The sequence below is a fragment of the Dactylosporangium sp. NPDC049140 genome, assembly GCF_040648435.1.
Window position 1 is genome coordinate 760,198 of record NZ_JBEZDS010000001.1, and the last position, 16,566, is coordinate 776,763.

At 71.9% G+C, this 16,566-nt stretch carries 15 protein-coding genes; 8 read left to right on the forward strand and 7 right to left on the reverse strand.

Annotated features, from left to right (window positions below; translation table 11 throughout):
* Nucleotides 1–61: 61 nt before the first annotated feature.
* Both AB0B76_RS03460 and AB0B76_RS03465 read left to right on the forward strand, forming a co-directional pair.
* Nucleotides 62–1,024, forward strand: a complete 963-nt coding sequence (locus tag AB0B76_RS03460) for a phytoene/squalene synthase family protein (protein WP_360368526.1) — start codon at nucleotides 62–64, stop codon at nucleotides 1,022–1,024.
* The gene (locus tag AB0B76_RS03465) at nucleotides 1,021–2,289 is read left to right on the forward strand and encodes a deoxyribodipyrimidine photo-lyase (protein WP_360368529.1); all 1,269 of its coding nucleotides are present in this window, start codon (nucleotides 1,021–1,023) and stop codon (nucleotides 2,287–2,289) included. Before AB0B76_RS03460 ends, AB0B76_RS03465 begins: the two co-directional genes overlap by 4 nt.
* 713 nt (nucleotides 2,290–3,002) lie before the next feature.
* Here the strand turns inward: AB0B76_RS03465 and AB0B76_RS03470 are convergent.
* The 3 genes from AB0B76_RS03470 to AB0B76_RS03480 form a co-directional block, all read right to left on the reverse strand.
* Nucleotides 3,003–5,054 carry a PKD domain-containing protein gene (locus AB0B76_RS03470; protein WP_360368531.1) on the reverse strand — a complete coding sequence of 684 codons (2,052 nt, stop codon included), beginning with the start codon at nucleotides 5,052–5,054 and terminating at the stop codon, nucleotides 3,003–3,005.
* Nucleotides 5,055–5,117: 63 nt separating this feature from the next.
* The gene (locus AB0B76_RS03475) at nucleotides 5,118–5,438 is read right to left on the reverse strand and encodes a CopG family transcriptional regulator (RefSeq protein ID WP_360368533.1); all 321 of its coding nucleotides are present in this window, start codon (nucleotides 5,436–5,438) and stop codon (nucleotides 5,118–5,120) included.
* Nucleotides 5,435–5,707: a hypothetical protein gene (locus AB0B76_RS03480; protein ID WP_360368536.1), complete on the reverse strand. Its 273-nt coding sequence runs from the start codon at nucleotides 5,705–5,707 to the stop codon at nucleotides 5,435–5,437. Before AB0B76_RS03480 ends, AB0B76_RS03475 begins: the two co-directional genes overlap by 4 nt.
* 55 nt (nucleotides 5,708–5,762) lie before the next feature.
* Here AB0B76_RS03480 and AB0B76_RS03485 point away from each other — a divergent pair, with 55 nt between their 5' ends.
* From AB0B76_RS03485 to AB0B76_RS03495, 3 genes are read left to right on the forward strand one after another with little or no spacing between them, the layout of a single operon-like run.
* On the forward strand, nucleotides 5,763–6,551 hold the full coding sequence (locus AB0B76_RS03485; RefSeq protein WP_360368538.1) for an SDR family oxidoreductase: 789 nt from the start codon (nucleotides 5,763–5,765) through the stop codon (nucleotides 6,549–6,551).
* 26 nt (nucleotides 6,552–6,577) lie between these two features.
* Nucleotides 6,578–9,067, forward strand: a complete 2,490-nt coding sequence (gene valS / locus AB0B76_RS03490; RefSeq protein WP_360368541.1) for a valine--tRNA ligase — start codon at nucleotides 6,578–6,580, stop codon at nucleotides 9,065–9,067.
* Nucleotides 9,067–9,873 (forward strand): TrmH family RNA methyltransferase, encoded by an 807-nt coding sequence (locus tag AB0B76_RS03495; RefSeq protein ID WP_360368759.1) that lies wholly within the window; start codon nucleotides 9,067–9,069, stop codon nucleotides 9,871–9,873. The genes valS and AB0B76_RS03495 overlap by 1 nt, the downstream gene beginning before the upstream one ends.
* Before the next feature lie 3 nt (nucleotides 9,874–9,876).
* Here AB0B76_RS03495 and AB0B76_RS03500 read toward each other — a convergent pair whose 3' ends face one another.
* The 3 genes from AB0B76_RS03500 to AB0B76_RS03510 form a co-directional block, all read right to left on the reverse strand.
* A complete protein-coding gene (locus AB0B76_RS03500; protein ID WP_360368544.1) occupies nucleotides 9,877–11,625 on the reverse strand; it encodes a VWA domain-containing protein in 1,749 nt (582 codons plus the stop codon).
* A gap of 161 nt (nucleotides 11,626–11,786) precedes the next feature.
* Nucleotides 11,787–12,578 carry an endonuclease/exonuclease/phosphatase family protein gene (locus AB0B76_RS03505; protein WP_360368547.1) on the reverse strand — a complete coding sequence of 264 codons (792 nt, stop codon included), beginning with the start codon at nucleotides 12,576–12,578 and terminating at the stop codon, nucleotides 11,787–11,789.
* Nucleotides 12,579–12,582: 4 nt separating this feature from the next.
* Nucleotides 12,583–12,909, reverse strand: coding sequence for a hypothetical protein (locus AB0B76_RS03510; protein WP_360368550.1), 327 nt, complete (start codon nucleotides 12,907–12,909; stop codon nucleotides 12,583–12,585).
* Between the two features lie 77 nt (nucleotides 12,910–12,986).
* On the opposite strand from AB0B76_RS03510, the gene fabG reads away from it, so the two are divergent.
* The 3 genes from fabG (at nucleotide 12,987) to AB0B76_RS03525 (ending at nucleotide 15,962) form a co-directional block, all read left to right on the forward strand.
* Nucleotides 12,987–13,745, forward strand: coding sequence for a 3-oxoacyl-ACP reductase FabG (gene fabG, locus AB0B76_RS03515; protein WP_360368761.1), 759 nt, complete (start codon nucleotides 12,987–12,989; stop codon nucleotides 13,743–13,745).
* A 67-nt stretch (nucleotides 13,746–13,812) separates the two neighbouring features.
* Nucleotides 13,813–14,928: an acyl-CoA dehydrogenase family protein gene (locus tag AB0B76_RS03520; RefSeq protein WP_360368553.1), complete on the forward strand. Its 1,116-nt coding sequence runs from the start codon at nucleotides 13,813–13,815 to the stop codon at nucleotides 14,926–14,928.
* The gene (locus AB0B76_RS03525) at nucleotides 14,925–15,962 is read left to right on the forward strand and encodes an acyl-CoA dehydrogenase family protein (RefSeq protein ID WP_360368556.1); all 1,038 of its coding nucleotides are present in this window, start codon (nucleotides 14,925–14,927) and stop codon (nucleotides 15,960–15,962) included. Before AB0B76_RS03520 ends, AB0B76_RS03525 begins: the two co-directional genes overlap by 4 nt.
* Before the next feature lie 56 nt (nucleotides 15,963–16,018).
* On the opposite strand, the gene AB0B76_RS03530 is transcribed toward AB0B76_RS03525, so the two are convergent.
* Nucleotides 16,019–16,474 carry a MaoC family dehydratase gene (locus tag AB0B76_RS03530; RefSeq protein ID WP_360368559.1) on the reverse strand — a complete coding sequence of 152 codons (456 nt, stop codon included), beginning with the start codon at nucleotides 16,472–16,474 and terminating at the stop codon, nucleotides 16,019–16,021.
* Nucleotides 16,475–16,566 lie beyond the last annotated feature (92 nt).

Consider the following 16,566-nt stretch of genomic DNA (forward strand, 5'->3'; position numbering starts at 1 on the left):
GTAGGCTCGACCTTGCGTCGATTGCTGCGTCGATTAGCTCTCATGCGAGCCTGGAGGTCAGATGGACGCGTCCTTAGCCGCCGCCTACGAGCGGTGCCGCGCGCTGCATCGGTTCCACGGTCGCACCTACTACCTCGCGACCCGGCTCCTGCCCGCCTGGAAGCGCCGGCATGTGCACGCGCTCTACGGGTTCACGCGCTACGCGGACGAGATCGTGGACCGCACCGAGGGCCGCACCCCGCGCGAGCGCGCCGACGAGCTCGCCGCCTGGTCGGCCGAGTTCCTGCGCGGGCTGCGGGGCGGGCACACCGACGACCCGCTGCTGCCGGCGGTGCTGCACACGATCCAGGTGTTCGACATCGACCTCGAGGACTTCCGCAAGTTCCTCGACAGCATGGCGATGGACCTGACCGTCACCGAGTACGAGACGTACGACGACCTGCTCGGGTACATGGAGGGCTCGGCGGCGGTGATCGGCACGATGATGCTGCCGATCCTCGAGTCGTCCGACCGTGCGGCCGCGCGCGAGCCGGCCCGGCAGCTGGGCCTGGCCTTCCAGCTCACGAACTTCATCCGCGACGTGGCCGAGGACCTGGAGCGCGGGCGCGTCTACCTGCCGCAGCGCGACCTGGCCGAGTTCGGCGTCACCCGCGCCGACCTCGAGGCGGCGCTCGCCTCGAAGCAAAGTTCCGAAAAGATCAAGAGCCTGGTTCGGTACCAGATGAGCCGCGCCCGCCGCCACTATGCCCTCGCGGCGCCGGGCATCCCGATGCTGGCGCCCGCGTCGCAGTCGTGCATGCGTGCGGCCTACCGCCTGTACGGCGGGATCCTCGACGAGGTCGAGGCGCAGGACTGCGACGTGTTCGCGCGCCGCGCGACGGTGCCGAAGTGGAAGCGGCTCGCGGTGGCGCTGTCGTGCGTCCTGGCGCGCCCGGGCGCCCCGGTGCCGGCGCCGTCCGCGGTGGAGATTCCGCAGCAGCGGGACGGCGCGGGGCTGCTGGATCTTCGCGGTACCGCCGCATGACCGTCTGTGTCGTGCTCTTCACGCGCGACCTGCGGGTGCACGACAACCCGGCGCTCGCGCAGTCGGCGCGCGCGTTCGACGCGGTGGTGCCGCTCTTCGTGCACGACGCGGCGCTGGCCGTCGGCGAGCACCGGCGGCGGTTCCTGCGCGGGGCGCTCGACGACCTGCGGGCCGCGCTGCGCCGGCGCGGCGGCGACCTTGCCGAGCTGCGCGGCGACCCGGTCCACGAGGCGCTGCGGGTGGCCAGGTCGGCCGGGGCGACGGCGATCGCGGTGGCCGGCGATGTGAGCGGCTACGCGCGATCCCGGGAGACGCGCCTGGCCGCGGCCGGCGTCGCGTTCAAGACCTTCCCGGGCGTGACGGTGCTGCCGCCCGGGGCGGTCCGGCCGGGCGGGGGCGGCTCGCACTACAAGGTGTTCACGCCGTACTACCGCGCGTGGGAGGCCGCCTCGTGGCGCCCGGTGCTCGACGCCCCGGAGCGGCTGGTACTGCCGCCCGACCTGCCGAAATCCTGGTTCAAGGGCACCACCGGCTCCGCCGGCGAGACCGCGGCCCGGCAGCGGCTGTCCTCCTGGCTGCCCTCGCTTTCGTCGTACGCCGACATCCACGACGACCTCGCCGCCGACCGCACGTCGCGGCTGAGCCCGTACCTGCACTTCGGCTGCCTCTCCCCGCGCGAGGTCGCGGAGACGGTGCGCGGCCGCGAGGGCGCGGAGCCGTTCCTGCGGCAGCTGTGCTGGCGCGACTTCTACCACCAGGTGCTGTCGGCGTTCCCGGCGCTGCGGCACCAGGCGTACCGCTCCGGCGCCGAGGACCGCTGGCGCGACGAGAAGGACGCGCTGCAGGCCTGGCAGGAGGGGCACACCGGGGTCCCGATCGTCGACGCCGGGATGCGGCAGCTGCTGGCCGAGGGCTGGATGCACAACCGCGCCCGCCTCATCACCGCGTCGTTCCTGACCAAGCACCTGAACCTGGACTGGCGCGCCGGCGGCGACCACTTCTTCGACCAACTCCTGGACGGCGACGTGGCAAACAACTACGGCAACTGGCAGTGGGTCGCCGGCACCGGCAACGACACGAAGCCGTACCGGCGGTTCAACCCCATCCGCCAGGCCGAGCGCTTCGACCCGACCGGCGACTACGTGCGCCGCTACGTGCCCGAGCTGGCCGGCATTCCCGGCAAGGCCGTGCACGAGCCGTGGAAGCGCCCGGCCGCCGAGCGTCGCGGCTACCCCGCGCCGCTGGCGCTGGACGTGAGCGCTTAGCCCGGCACCCTGGCTCGCCCGACCGCGGGATTAACCACGGCCTCGAACCACCCGCGCCGGCGCAGGTTCCGGTCCGCGTTCGCCCAGTCGAGATCGCGCCGATTCCGCCCGCTCGGCCTCTGGTTGTGCGGCGGCCGGACGCCGGCGGCTTGCAGCGCGGCCCCCGGCACGCGCCGGGGTAACAGCCCGAACGCGTTGAGCGTCCGATCGGCGACGCGGCGGAACCCGCACGGGAAAACGTCCCCGCACGCGGAGCACTGCTCCCCGGTCAGCGAGGGAAGATGCTGGGAGACGACCTGCTGCGCCGCGACGACGCCGGCCTGTGAGTTGCCCACGTTTGCTGAACCGCCTCTCGTGCGTACACGTAGGTTGGCATTGGGGGGCGGGCGCCCGGACCGCCAAGGGTCAGTTGACGAGTGCGGACGCCCGCCCTTTTCACCCGACCGCGCGGACCCCTTGTCAGCACACAGCCGGGGCTCGGGCGCTGCGCCGCGAGATATCAACGAACACGACGATTCTTCCAACGTGCACGTGCAGATAGCAACGACGTATGGCCCCAATCGGCTCCGACCAGCCATCAACCACCCTGCCGAGTGACGCGGCCCGCCTTATTGCCGCCCGCCATGCCATCGCGACAGTTCGTTGTAATCTGCACGCACCTGACCCGCGCCTGGAGCAAAATGCCCCCCGCGCCGGTCGGGTCGATCGCGGCATCAGCGCAGGCCCGCGAACCTCTCCCACGCGCCCGCCGACGTGCGGTTGGCGATCAGCGGCTGCGCGCCGCCCGCCTCCGCGGTGACGTACCGGCCGTTGACGCTCGCCACCAGCCCCTGGGTGTCGTCCATGTTGGGGATGATCCGGAACTTCTCCCACGCGCCGACCGCGGTGCGGTTGGCGATCAGTGGTTGCGCGCCCGCCGCCTCCGCCGCGACGAACCGGGAGTTCGCGTGCGCGAAGAGGGCCACCTGCCCGTCGCCCGCGTCTATCAGGTCGAAGGTCTCCCACGCGCCGGCGGACGTGCGGTTGGCGATCAGTGGTTGCGCGCCGCCCGCCTCGGCGGTGACCAGGCCTCTGACCTTCGCCGCGAAGGTGATGTTCGTGCTCCGGGCGGCGAGGAACTGCTCCCACGGGCCGGCCGCGTCGCGGTCCGCGGTCAGCTGGCGGTCGTAGTTCGTGCTCACGTACTTGCCGGTCGCCCGGTACCGCAGGCTGATCACGCCGTCGGGGCCGGACACGTACTGGAACCGGTCGGGCGTCGTCGCGCTCGCGACCAGGCGCGACGTAGCGGGGTCGACGGTCACGTAGCGCCCGTTGACCGAGGCTCGCAGGGCCACGTCGCCGTTGCCCAGGTCTTCCAGCTCCAGCCGCTCCCAGGCGCCGGCCGCGGTCCGGTTGGGCACGAGCGGCTGGCGGCCGGCGTCCTCCGCGGTGACGTACCGCAGATTGCTCAGCGCCAGCAGCGCGACCGGCCGGCTCAGCCAGGTGATGCGCAGCGGCTGGGCGGTGGTTCCGGTCCGGCCGTCGGCATCGGTCACGGTGAGCGTGACGACGTACGTGCCGGGGCCGGGGAACGTGTGCGAGGGGTCGCGCTGCGGGGTGGCGACACCGGTGCCGTCGCCGTAGTCGAACCGGTAGGCGACGATGCGGGCCACGCCGGTGAGCGAGTCGGTCGCGTCGAACTGCACGAAGCCGTAGGGGTTCGTGCGGTCGCTGTAGGTGAAGGACGGCGCCAGCGCGGCCGGCTCGGGCACGGTGACGTAGGCGATGCCGTAGGCGCCGCGGGTCAGGTCGATCGCCACCTCCGCCGTGTCGGTGGTCGTGTCGATCGGGACCAGGTCGTTGAAGACGCCCTGGGCGGTGACGTACGCGTGCTTGCCGTCGGGCGCCATGGCGATGCCGTTCGGGTGCTCGCCGACCGGCAGCGCGATCGTCGCCGTGACCGCGTTCGTCGTCGTGTCGACGGCCGCCACGGTGCCCGGGAGACGGTTGGTGATGTACGCCCGCCGGCCGTCCGGCGTGACCGCCACATCGGCCGGCTCGGCGCCGGCGGTGATGGTCGCGGCGACGGTGTTCGTCGCGGTGTCGATCACCGACACGGTGCCGGCGGCGAGGTTGGTGACGTAGGCGCGCCGGCCGTCGGGCGCAATGGCGACGGCGGTGGGCTTGCGGCCCACCGTGACGGTCGTGGTGACGGCCCCGGACGCGACGTCGATGACCGCGACCCGGCCGGCGGTACCGTCGTCGGCGCCCTCGACGGCCACGTAGACGCGCTTGCCGTCGGGCGTGACGGCGACATCGCTCGCATTGCCGCCGACGGCGACGGTCGTGTAGCCGGAAAGGTTCGCGAGGTCGATGACCGTGACTTCGCCGACGGTGGTCGCGGCGTAGATGCGGCCGCCGTCCGGAGTGACCGCCAGGCCCCGCACCGGGCCCCCGGCGCCGGCGCTGCCGACGATCTGGCTGCGCGCGGGGTCGACCACGCTGATGGATGTCCCGTTCGCCACGTAGGCCCGGCCCTTGACCGGATCGAACGCGATCCCACCGGTGCCGCCCTTGACGTCGACCGGCGGCCGCTCGGTGATCGTGTTCACGTCCTTGCCGGTGGCCGCGTCGACCACGGTGGCGAGCCCGGTTCCGGTGCCGCCGACGTAGAGCACCGGCCGGGGAGCCGTCGCGGCGGCGGACGCCGGGGCGGCCAGGGCGATCAATGCGCTCGCCGCGCCGGCCGCCGTCGCCGCGACGGCGGCGATGAGGGGTTTCTGCACGCGACGATTATGATCGACCACCCGCAACCCGTGGATGCGGGTGGGCGGTCGGCCAGAGGTATGTCAGGCGACCCGGCGCAGGGTGGTCAGGGCGCGCAAGGCGTCCGACAGGGAGATCGGGTGGTCGTCGGCCTCCGTGGCCAGGCACTGTTCGATCATCTGGCGCATCAGTGTCGAGGGCTTCACGCCGCGGTCCTTCGCCAGCGTCGCCAGCTGCTCGGCGGTGTCCGTCGGCAGGCGTACCGAGTACACGGCCATGGTCTCGCCGTCCGGTCTCGGGGGGAGGGTCGCCGGGGTGTCCGTGTAGGTGATGTTGCCCGCGGCGACGGCCAGGGCCAGCTGGTCGAGCTCGTCGTCGGTGGCCCGGGGGTGCGGCTGGCTCATTGCGAGACCTCCCATGCCTGGAACTCGGACTGCTGGGTGGGCGTCATGTCGAGCGCGCCGACGATGAGCCACTCCAGGCCGCCTTCGTGTCGCAGGACGACGATCAGCGGTCGTCCCGCCTTGGTGCGGGCCCACACGCTCAGGACCGGCAGGCCCAGGGCCTCGCCCGCCCGTGGGAGTCGACGGTCCGCGTTGAGGGCCTCCAGGGCCTCGAGCGGGTCGATTCCGCTGAGGGCCGCCAGGGTCGCCGGCCACCAACGGTAGGGCATACCCCAATGTACGACGCTCGTCATACGCACGTCCAGCAGGGAGGATACTGACGGCATGATCATTGTCAGCGGAGCGTCGGGGCAGGTCGGGTCCAGGGTCGCCCAAGGGCTCTCGAAGCCGTACGTGCGGATGGTGCGCGACGCCGCCAAGCTGCCCGGGGCCGAAAGGGCCGCCGACTACGCCGATCTCGCGGGGATGGTCGAGGCGCTGCGCGGCGGGGAGACGCTGTTCCTGGTGTCCGGGCGGGAGGACCCGCACCGGCTGCGGGCGCACAAGACGGCCGTCGACGCGGCGGTGCAGGCGGGCGTGCGGCGGATCGTCTACCTCAGCTTCGCCGGGGCCGCGGCCGACTGCACGTTCACGTTCGGGCGCGACCACTGGCACACCGAGCAGTACATCCGGGAGAGCGGCCTGCGGTTCACCTTCCTGCGGGACAACCTCTACCTCGAGATGGTTCCGCGGCTCGCCGGCGCGGACGGGGTCATCCGCGGGCCGGCCGGGGACGGGCGCATCGCCGCCGTGAGCTACGACGACATCGCGGCCTGCGCCGTGGCGGTGCTCGAGGACCCGGACTCGCACGACGGCCGGACGTACACCCTGACCGGGCCGGAAGCGTTCACGCTGCACGAGGCCGCGGAGGTCCTGCACCTGACCTATGTCCCGGAGACCGTTGCGGAGGCCTATGCGTCGCGGGCCCACCTCGGCGCGCCGGAGTTCGAGGTCGCCGGCTGGGTGACGTCGTACGAGGCCATCGCCAACGGCGAGCTGGAGCAGGTCACGGGCGACGTCGAGCGGCTAACCGGACAAAACCCCCGATCGCTGCGGGAATTGAGAGGTGTGTGACCGGGGCCGGCCATAGCATGAGATCCATGCCTGAAACCGATCGCATACCGCAGCGCCCCAGTCTCGACGGTCTCGAGGAGAAGTGGGCGCGCGTATGGGAGGTAGACGGCACGTACCGCTTCGACCGCACCGCGGCCCGGGAGGACATTTTCTCCATCGACACGCCGCCGCCGACGGTGAGCGGGGCGCTGCACATCGGGCACGTGTTCTCCTACACGCAGACCGACATCATCGCGCGGTACCAGCGCATGCGCGGCCGCGAGGTGTTCTACCCGATGGGGTGGGACGACAACGGCCTGCCGACCGAGCGCCGTGTGCAGCTCACGTTCGGCGTGCAGTGCGACCCGACGCTGCCGTACGACGCGGACTTTCAGGCGCCGGCGAAGCCCGGCAAGGACCGGGTGCTCGTGAGCCGCCGCAACTTCATCGAGCTCTGCCAGCGCCAGACCGCGATGGACGAGCAGTCCTACGAGCGGCTGTGGAAGCTCCTGGGCCTGTCGGTGGACTGGTCGCTGCTGTACACCACGATCGGTGACCGGGCCCGCGCCACCGCCCAGCGCGGGTTCCTCAACAGCCTCGCGCGCGGGGAGGCGTACCCCCTGGACGGCCCGACCCTGTGGGACGTGTCGTTCGGGACCGCCGTGGCGCAGGCCGAGCTCGAGGACCGGGAGCGGCCGGGCGCCTTCCACCGGATCCGCTTCGGCGAGCACTTCGTCGAGACGACCCGGCCCGAGCTGCTGCCGGCGTGCGTGGCGCTCGTGGCGCACCCGGGCGACGAGCGGTACCGGGCGCATTTCGGCGGTACCGTGCGGACCCCGTTGTTCAACGTGGAGGTGCCGATCCTGCCCCACCGCCTCGCCGACCCGGAGAAGGGCAGCGGCCTGGTGATGGTGTGCACGTTCGGCGACCTCACCGACGTGATCTGGTGGCGGGAGCTGGACCTGCCGACCCGCACCGTGATGCAGCGCAACGGCCGGCTCGGGCTCACCGCGCCCGACGGCGTGGACGAGGACCTCTACGCGCCGGTGGCCGGGCTGACGGTCCACCAGGCGCGGGAGAAGATCGTGGCGCTGCTGCGCTCCTCCGGCGAGCTCGACGGGGAGCCGCGGCCGATCACCCACTCGGTGAAGTTCTACGAGAAGGGCGACCGGCCGGTCGAGATCGTGGCGACCCGCCAGTGGTACATCCGCAACGGCGCCCGCACTCCCGAGCTGCGGGAGATCATGCTCGAGCGCGGGCGGGAGCTCGAGTGGGAGCCCACGCACATGCAGACCCGCTACGAGCACTGGGTGGAGGGGCTCACCGGTGACTGGGTGATCAGCCGCCAGCGGTTCTTCGGGGTGCCGATTCCGCTGTGGTACCGCCTCGACGCCGACGCCAACCCGGTCTACCACGACCCGATCGTGCCCGAGTCCCTGCCGATGGACCCCAGCAGCGAGGTCCCGCCGGGCTACGAGGAGATCGACCGCGGCATGCCGGGCGGCTTCGTCGGCGACCCGGACGTCATGGACACCTGGGCGACGTCGTCGCTGACCCCGCAGATCGCCGGGGCCTGGCTCGACGACCCGGAGCTGTTCGCGCTGGTGTTCCCGATGGCGATGCGGCCGCAGGCACACGAGATTATCCGCACCTGGCTGTTCTCCACCGTGCTGCGCGCCCAGTTCGAGCACGGCGTGCTGCCGTGGCGGCACGCCGCGATCGCCGGCTGGATCCTCGACCCCGACCGCAAGAAGATCTCGAAGTCGAAGGACAACGCCAAGGACTCGCCCGAGGAGCTGCTGGCCCAGTACGGCGCCGACGCGATCCGGTACTGGTCCGGCAGCGCCCGCCGCGGCGTGGACACCGCCATCGACGTGAACCAGTTCAAGGTGGGCCGGCGCCTGGCGGTGAAGCTGCTCAACGCGAGCCGGTTCGTGCTCGGGCTCGGCTCCGGGGGTGCCCCCGACGCGACCGCGGTGACCGAGCCGGTGGACCGCGCGCTGCTCGGCGCGCTGTCCACGGTGGTCCGCGAGGCGACCGCCGCGTTCGAGGGCTTCGACTACGCCCGCGCGCTGGAGGTCACCGAGCAGTTCTTCTGGACCTTCTGCGACGACTACGTGGAGCTGGTGAAGGCCCGCGCCTACGGCGAGGCCGCGCCGGCGGAGGTGGCGTCGGCCCGGGCCGCGCTGGCCGTCGCGCTGTCGGCGGTGCAGCGGCTGCTGGCGCCGTTCCTGCCGTACGTGGCCGAGGAGGTCTGGTCCTGGTGGCAGGAGGGCTCGGTGCACCGGGCGGCCTGGCCCGAGGCGCCGGCCACCGCCGACGTCGCGCCGTTCACGGTGGCGGCCGAGGTGCTCGGGGCGATCCGGCGGGCCAAGTCGGCCGCGCAGCAGTCGATGCGCGCCGAGGTGGCCCGGCTGGAGGTGGCCGGGCCGGTCGCCACCCTGGAGCGGGTCCGCGGCGACCTGACCGCGGCCGGCAACGTGCGCGACTGGGCCATCTCCGAGGCGGAGGAGCTGTCGGCTACCGTCAGCCTGTGATGGAACTTCAGGCCATCGGGCTCCAACACCCGGCCGTCCGGCAGGTGCAGCACATCCAGAACAACACCGCACCGAACCGGTACAAGCTCTTCGTCGCCGAGGGGCTGTGGGCGCACAACATGCTGCTGGAGGCCGGGGCCCCGATCGACACGTTCTTCTGGTGCCCGGAGGCGATCTACGCCGACGAGGCCCACAAGCGGGCCGAGGAGATCGCGGAGCGGGCCGAGCGCTCGTTCCGCATCTCCCTGCGCACGCTGGAGAAGATCTCCGAGCGTGACAAGCCCGACGGGCTGCTGTCGCTGGCCGCGCTGCCCCGCTGGGACGAGCGCGACCTGCGCTTCGGCAAGACGGCGCTGGTGCTGGTGGCCGACGGGCTGGAGATCCCCGGCAACCTCGGCACACTGATCCGTTCGCTCGACGCGTGCGGGGCGGACTGCCTGGTGCTGACCAACCGCAAGACCAGGCTCACGCATCCGAAGGTGATCCGGGCGAGCCAGGGGACGATTCTGACGGTACCGACGCTGGAGTTCGAGACCGTGGACGACGCGGTCGCGTGGCTGGAGTCGCGGCGCTTCACGGTGCTGCTGGCCGACACCGACGAGGCCGTCAACTACCGGCAGGCCGACTACGGCGGGCGCACCGCGCTCGTGGTCGGCAGCGAGCGGTACGGCATCGCCAAGGGCTGGTACGGCCACGGATACCAGCGAGTCGCCGTCCCCATGCTCGGGTCCGGCGACTCGCTCAACGTGTCGGTCTCCGCGTCCGTCCTGCTGTACGAGGCGCAGGCGCGCAAGTCCGGCTGGTAGCCCTTACTTCGGCTGCGCGATCTGGCCGCGCAGCGAGATGGCCTGCAGGAAGATGTCGCCGATCTTCGCCGGGTCCGGAGCGACGAACGTGCCGCCGCCGACCGAGTCGGTGATCTGCTTCATCGCGGCCTCGCCGACCTTGTCGCCGATGCCGATCAGGATGATCTGGATCGGCTTCTGCGGGTCGGCCGCGGCCTTCAGCTGCGCGATGAGATCCTCGAGCTTCAGGCCGCCGGCGGGGTCGTCGTTCTCGCCGTCGGTCATCACGATGATCGAGTTGACCCGGCCGCTCTCGTACCCGCTCTGCACCGCCTTGTACGCGGCGAGGATCGTGTCGTACAGGCCGGTGTCGCCGTTCTTCTTGGGCTGGATGGTGGCCAGCGCCTGCAGCGCGGTCGCGCGCTGGCTGACCAGCGGCCCGATCGGCACCAGCTGCTTGTAGTCCTTGTTGCCGTCCAGCAGCGTGGAGAAGATCCACACGCCGAGCGACCAGGAGTCGTCGAAGAGGCTCATGCCCTTGCGGGCGGCTTCCAGCGTGACCTGCATGCGGGTCGCGTTGCCGGCGGTCGGCACCGGCTCCAGCATCGAGCCGGAGACGTCGATCACGGCGAGCATGCGGGCCGGCAGCGTGATCGCCTGCCAGCGGCTCAGCAGCTGCTCGACCGTGGCCGCGTCGGGCAGCTGCGGGGCCGCGGCCGCGAGCGCACCGGGGGCGTTGGCCGGGGTCTGGAAGCCCTTGCCGGGCGCCCCGTCCGCGCCGCGCAGCCCGATCGCGCCGAGCTTGTCGCGGAAGTCCTGGCTGTTGAGCTGCTTGAGCAGCTCGTCGGCCATGCTGGCCTTGTCGGCGCTGAGCACCACGTAGGGGTAGTCCATCGGCGGGGCCGACGGCTCGGCGTAGAGCGCGGCCAGGCGGACCGGCGGCTGCTGGCCGTTGTACTGGATGACCGCCTGCTCCGACAGCGGGGCGACGGTCAGGCCGCTGCCCAGCGCGGCCGGGTCGCTGCCGCGGGGGAACTTCTGCACCAGGTCGGAGCGCACCGAGGAGCGCCCGGCGGCCAGCGCCCGCAGCGCGGCGGTGGCGATCTGCGTCGCCTGGGTCTGGTTGCCGCCGCCGGCCTGCTGGGCGACGGTGGCCAGGGTCAGCAGGCTGCCGAGGCCGGTCGCGTCGCGGCTGGGCTCGACGATGCCGACCTTGACCTTCTGGTCGGTCGCCACCTTGGTCACCAGGTCGGCGTACGAGATGTTCTTGTTCGGCCAGCCGAAGGAGGCCGTGGCGATCGGCTCGGGCATGGCGAGCACGACCGGGCTCAGCGCGATCGAGTGCGCGCCGGCCTGGAGGCTCTGCGGGTTGACCGCGCGGATGCGCTGCAGCCACAGCGAGGAGTCGGCGACCCAGACGTCCGGGATGCGGGTCTTGCCGTTGGCCTGCCCGACGCCCGTCAGCGACTTCTCGGCCTTGCCGGCCAATGCGGCGGCGACGTCGGCCGGGTCCTCGTCGAAGACCTCGATGTCGACGCAGTTGCCGTTCTGCTTGGCCTGCTCGGCCCAGTCCGCGGCCTGCTGGCGCAGCGCGGGCGCGATGTCCGCGACCGCGCCGATGCTGAGCTTCGCGGCGGTACCACCGCAGGCGGGCTTGGAGTACTTGTTGAACGCGTACCAGCTACCGGCGAGGACGATGAGCACGGCGACGGCGGCGGCGCCCAGCTTCAGCGCTCCGCCCGACGACCCCGCTGAGCGGTGGCGACCTTTCACGGCTCTAATCCTCCGGACCGGCGGCCTCTGCGGCCTTGTACCTTCGGTTGAAAAATCACTGACGGTACGCATCCCAACAAACGAACGCCCAATCTACAAGGCGCCGAAGAATCGTAGTTATCCGAGCACTCTTCGCAATCGCGACGCCTCCGCCTGGTGATCTACCAGCGGCCACGCACCGTCACCACGAGCGGCCGATGGTCGGAGAACGGCATCGAGGGGCTCGTCACATCGATGACCCGCCCCAGCCGCTCGATCCTGCGCCGGTCGGCCAGCACGTGGTCGAACTGCACCTGCGGCGACTGGGAGGGGTAGGTCGGCACGCCGGCCAGCCGGTGCCACCCGGAGAACAGCCGCGGCAGGCCGCCGGGCAGGTTCAGATCGGCGAGCAGGACCCGCGGGGCGGGCAGCGTGAGCAGCGCCCGGCGGACCATCCGCAGCTGCCGGACGTTCCACCCGGGCACGAACGACAGGTGGGTGGTGGCGACCGTCATACGCCCGACCGGGGTCGCGACCACCGCGGCGAGCAGCACCCGCGGCTCGTCGTCGAGCAGCGTCAGCCGCATCCCCTTCGGGCCGGGGATCACGATCGGGGCGCGCAGCGGGGCCGCGGGCAGGCGGGTGATCCGCCACTCCAGCACCGGATAGCGGCTGACCAGGGCCACGCCGTAGTGCGGGTCGACGCCCTCGGCGTCCTCGTCGGTGGCGGGCCGGAAGGCTTCCCCGGGTGTGCCGACGACCGCCGGCACGAACATCGCGTGCTCGGCGCCGAGCGCGTCCGCCGCGATCCGGGCCAGATCGGCGTGCCCGCTGCGCGGCTGGGCCCGGTCGACCTCCTGCAGGCCGAGCACATCGGCGTCGAGCTGCGCGATCCCTGACCAGATCCGGCCGGTCTCGACCAGCCCGTCGGTCAGCGAGCGTCCGTGCATCAGGTTGAACGTGCCGAACCGCATGACCTCATTCTTGTCGCTTGATCTTCGCGACGGCCGCCTTCGCGATCGACTCGGTCTCGGCGCGGTCGACCCCGGGCTGCCTGAAGTGCACGAGTGTGCAGGTCAGACCCGGCGTGACGCTCACGTTCGTGGTGTCGCCTTCGTCATCGGCGTCCGTGCAGCGGGCACATGTGCCCGCCATGGAGTTTATGTCGGTTTCCTGGGCCAGGCTCTCGGCGAGGAACGGGCCGCTGGTGCCGGCCTCGAACCGGGCCGCGTCCGCCGGGCCGGACTGGAAGAGGTCCAGGAGGGTGTCGCAGCCGGGGATGCTCGCGGTGCTCGCGGCGCTCACCCTCGTTTGGGGAATATGCACTCCTAGTGCATACTTTTCGAGACCCTGTCTCACGCGGGAGGATCGGTGTCGTGACCATTACTGACCTGAACCGCGTCGCCATCGTGACCGGCGCGGCCCGCGGCATCGGAGCCGCCACCGCCATCCGCCTCGCCGCCGACGGCCACGCCGTCGCCGTGCTCGACCTCGACGCGGACGCGTGCAAGGACACCGTCGAGCAGATCACCACGGCCGGCGGGCGGGCGCTCGCCGTGGGCGCCGACGTCGCCGACGCCGAGCAGGTCGCCGCGGCCGTCGAGCGGACCGTGGCCGAGCTCGGCCCGCCCGTGGTGCTGGTGAACAACGCCGGCGTCATCCGCGACAACCTGCTGTTCAAGATGACCGACGGCGACTGGGACACGGTCATCGGCGTGCACCTGCGCGGGGCGTTCCTCATGAGCCGGGCCGCCCAGGCGCACATGACCGCGGCGAAGTTCGGCCGGATCGTGAACCTGTCCTCGTCCTCGGCGCTGGGCAACCGCGGCCAGGTGAACTACTCCGCGGCCAAGGCCGGCCTGCAGGGCTTCACCAAGACCCTGGCGATCGAGCTCGGCCCGTTCGGCGTGACCGCGAACGCGGTCGCGCCCGGGTTCATCGCCACCGACATGACCGCGGCCACCGCCGCGCGCATGAAGATCGACTTCGAGACCTTCCAGAAGGGGGCCGCGGAGCAGATCCCGGTGCGGCGCGTCGGGCGGCCCGACGACATCGCGCACACCATCTCGTTCCTCGTCAGCGACGGTGCCGGGTTCGTGTCCGGTCAGGTGATCTACGTGGCCGGCGGGCCACTGAACTAGAGGGGTACCTCCTTTGAGTACAGCGGACCTCGCCCGGGAGTTTCTGGCCGGTCATGATCCTGTTCGTATGGACCCGTTGGACTTCCAGCGGGCGCGGTTCGACGCGGGGCTGGCCTGGGTGCAGTACCCGCCCGGCCTCGGCGGCCTCGGACTCCCGCGGGCCGAGCAGCTCGCGGTGGACCAGGCGTTCGCCGAGGCCGGGGCGCCCGACAACAATCCGCGGCGCATCGGCATCGGGCTCGGCATGGCCGCCCCGACCATCCTGCGCCACGGCACCGACGAGCAGCGCCGGCGCTGGCTGCGCCCGCTGTGGACCGGCGAGGAGGTGTGGTGCCAGCTGTTCAGCGAGCCCGGCGCCGGCTCCGACCTCGCCGGGCTCGGTACGCGTGCGGTCCGCGACGGCGACGACTGGGTCGTGGACGGGCAGAAGGTCTGGACCTCCATGGCGCACGAGGCCCGCTGGGCGATCCTCATCGCCCGCACCGACCCGGCCGTGCCCAAGCACCAGGGCATGACCTACTTCGTGCTCGACATGACCGGGCCGGGGGTGGAGGTGCGCCCCCTGCGCCAGATCACCGGCGAGGCGGAGTTCAACGAGGTCTTCATCACCGGCGCCCGGATTCCCGACACCGATCGCCTCGGCGCGGTCGGCGAGGGCTGGGCCGTGGCGCAGACGACGCTCATGAACGAGCGCGTCTCGATCGGCGGCCAGGCGATCCCGCGCGAGGGCGGCACGATCGGCATCGTGACCGAGCTGTGGCGGACGCGCCCCGACGTCCGCTCGCCCGGCCTGCACGACGCCTTGCTGCGGCTGTGGGTGGAAGCGGAGGCGGCCCGGCTCACGGGGGTGCGGTTGCGCCAGCAGCTCGCGGCCGGCCAGCCCGGGCCGGAGGGCTCGGCCTCGAAACTGCTCTTCGCGCGGCTCAACCAGGAGATCTCGGCCCTGGAGCTGGACCTGCTCGGCGAGGAGGGCCTGCGCCACGACGACTGGACGATGCGGCGCCCGACGCAGGTGGACTTCGCGGGGCGGTCGGCGGGGTACCGGTACCTGCGCGCGAAGGGAAACTCGATCGAGGGCGGCACCTCGGAGATCCTGCGCAACATCGTGGCCGAGCGGGTACTGGGCCTGCCGCAGGAGCAGCGGGCCGACAAGAACGTCGCGTGGAAGGACCTGCCGAAGTGAGCGACCTGCTGTACTCCGAGGTCGAGGAGGAACTGCGCGCATCGGTGCGCTCGCTCCTGTCGGACCGCGTCGACCTTTCGCTCTTCGAGGGCGCGGCCGACATGAAACTGTGGCGCGCGCTGGCGGCCGACATGGGCTGCGCGGGCCTGCCGATCCCGGAGTCCGCCGGCGGCGCGGGAGCCACGTGGCGGGAAACCGCGGTGGTCATGGAGGAACTGGGGCGTTTCGCGGCACCGGTGCCGTTCCTGGGCAGCGCGGTCCTCGCGACGGCGGCCCTGCCGGCGGACGATCCTCTGCTTCCGGAACTGGCCGCCGGCACCCGGACGGCCGCGCTGGCGATTCCGCTGTCCGGCGCCGCGCAGTGGACGGTCGAGGGCGGCGCTACCCTTTCCGGCCCGGTCACCACCGTGGCCGACGCCCTGACCGCGGACGTCCTCCTGGTGCCGACGGCGGCGGGCCTGTTCGCGGCCGACGCCTCGGACGTCACGCGGACGCCGGTGGTGTCCCTGGACCTGACCCGGCCGGTGGCGGACCTCGCGTTCGAGGGCACTCCGGCGCGGCTGGTCTCGGCGGACGCGGCCCCGCCCGTTTCCCGGGCCCTGCTGGCGGGCGCGGCCCTACTGGCGTCCGAGCAGCTGGGGATCGCCGAGTGGTGCCTGGAGACGACGGTCGAGTACGCCAAGACGCGCCGCCAGTTCGCCCGGCAGATCGGCTCGTACCAGGCGATCAAGCACCGGCTGGCCGACCTGTGGGTCGCGGTGACCCAGGCCCGCGCGGTGGCGCGCTATGCGGCCGACTGCCTGGCGAACGACGACCCGGACCTACCGGTTGCCGCGTCCCTGGCGCAGGCCTTCTGCTCCCCGGTAGCCGTGAAGGCGGCCGAGGAGTGCGTGCAGTTGCACGGGGGGATCGGGTTCACCTGGGAGCATCCGGCGCATTGGTACCTCAAACGCGCCCGGGCCAATGCGACGGCTCTGGGCTCGGCGACGCGCCATCGTGCGCTGCTGGCCGACCTGGTGAATCTTCCCGCCTGACGCTCTTCCGCTCAGCGCACGGGTGCGTCACGCGCCCGCGCGCTGAGCGGCCGAAGTCAGATGAGCAGGCGGGTCAGGGCGTCCGTCACGCAGACCGGCTTCTCGTGGCCCTCGCGCTCGATCGTCACCCGGCACTTCAGCTGGGTCCAGCCCTCGCCCTTGTCGTCGGCCGCCAGGATCTCCACGCCCGCGCGGATCTTCGAGCCCGTCGGCAGCGGGGACGGGAAGCGGACCATGTCCAGGCCGTAGTTGATGCCCATGCGGACGCCGTCGACGCGGTACACCTGGCCGACCAGGATCGGCAGCAGGGACAGGGTCAGGTACCCGTGGGCGATCGTGGTGCCGAACGGGCCCTCCTTGGCCCGCTCCGGGTCCACGTGAATCCACTGGTGGTCGCCCGTCGCGTCGGCGAAGAGGTTCACGCGCTCCTGCGTGACGTCCTGCCACTCGCTGTAGCCGAGGTGCTCGCCCACCGAGGCCAGTAGTTCGCCCGCGCTCGCAAAGGTCCGCATGGCCTCGATCCTCGGGCGGGGCATCCCTCGGCGCAAGGCATTGTGAGGAAATGGAAGCGGCCGGCCCCGGAGGAGGGGCCGGCCGCCTGTGT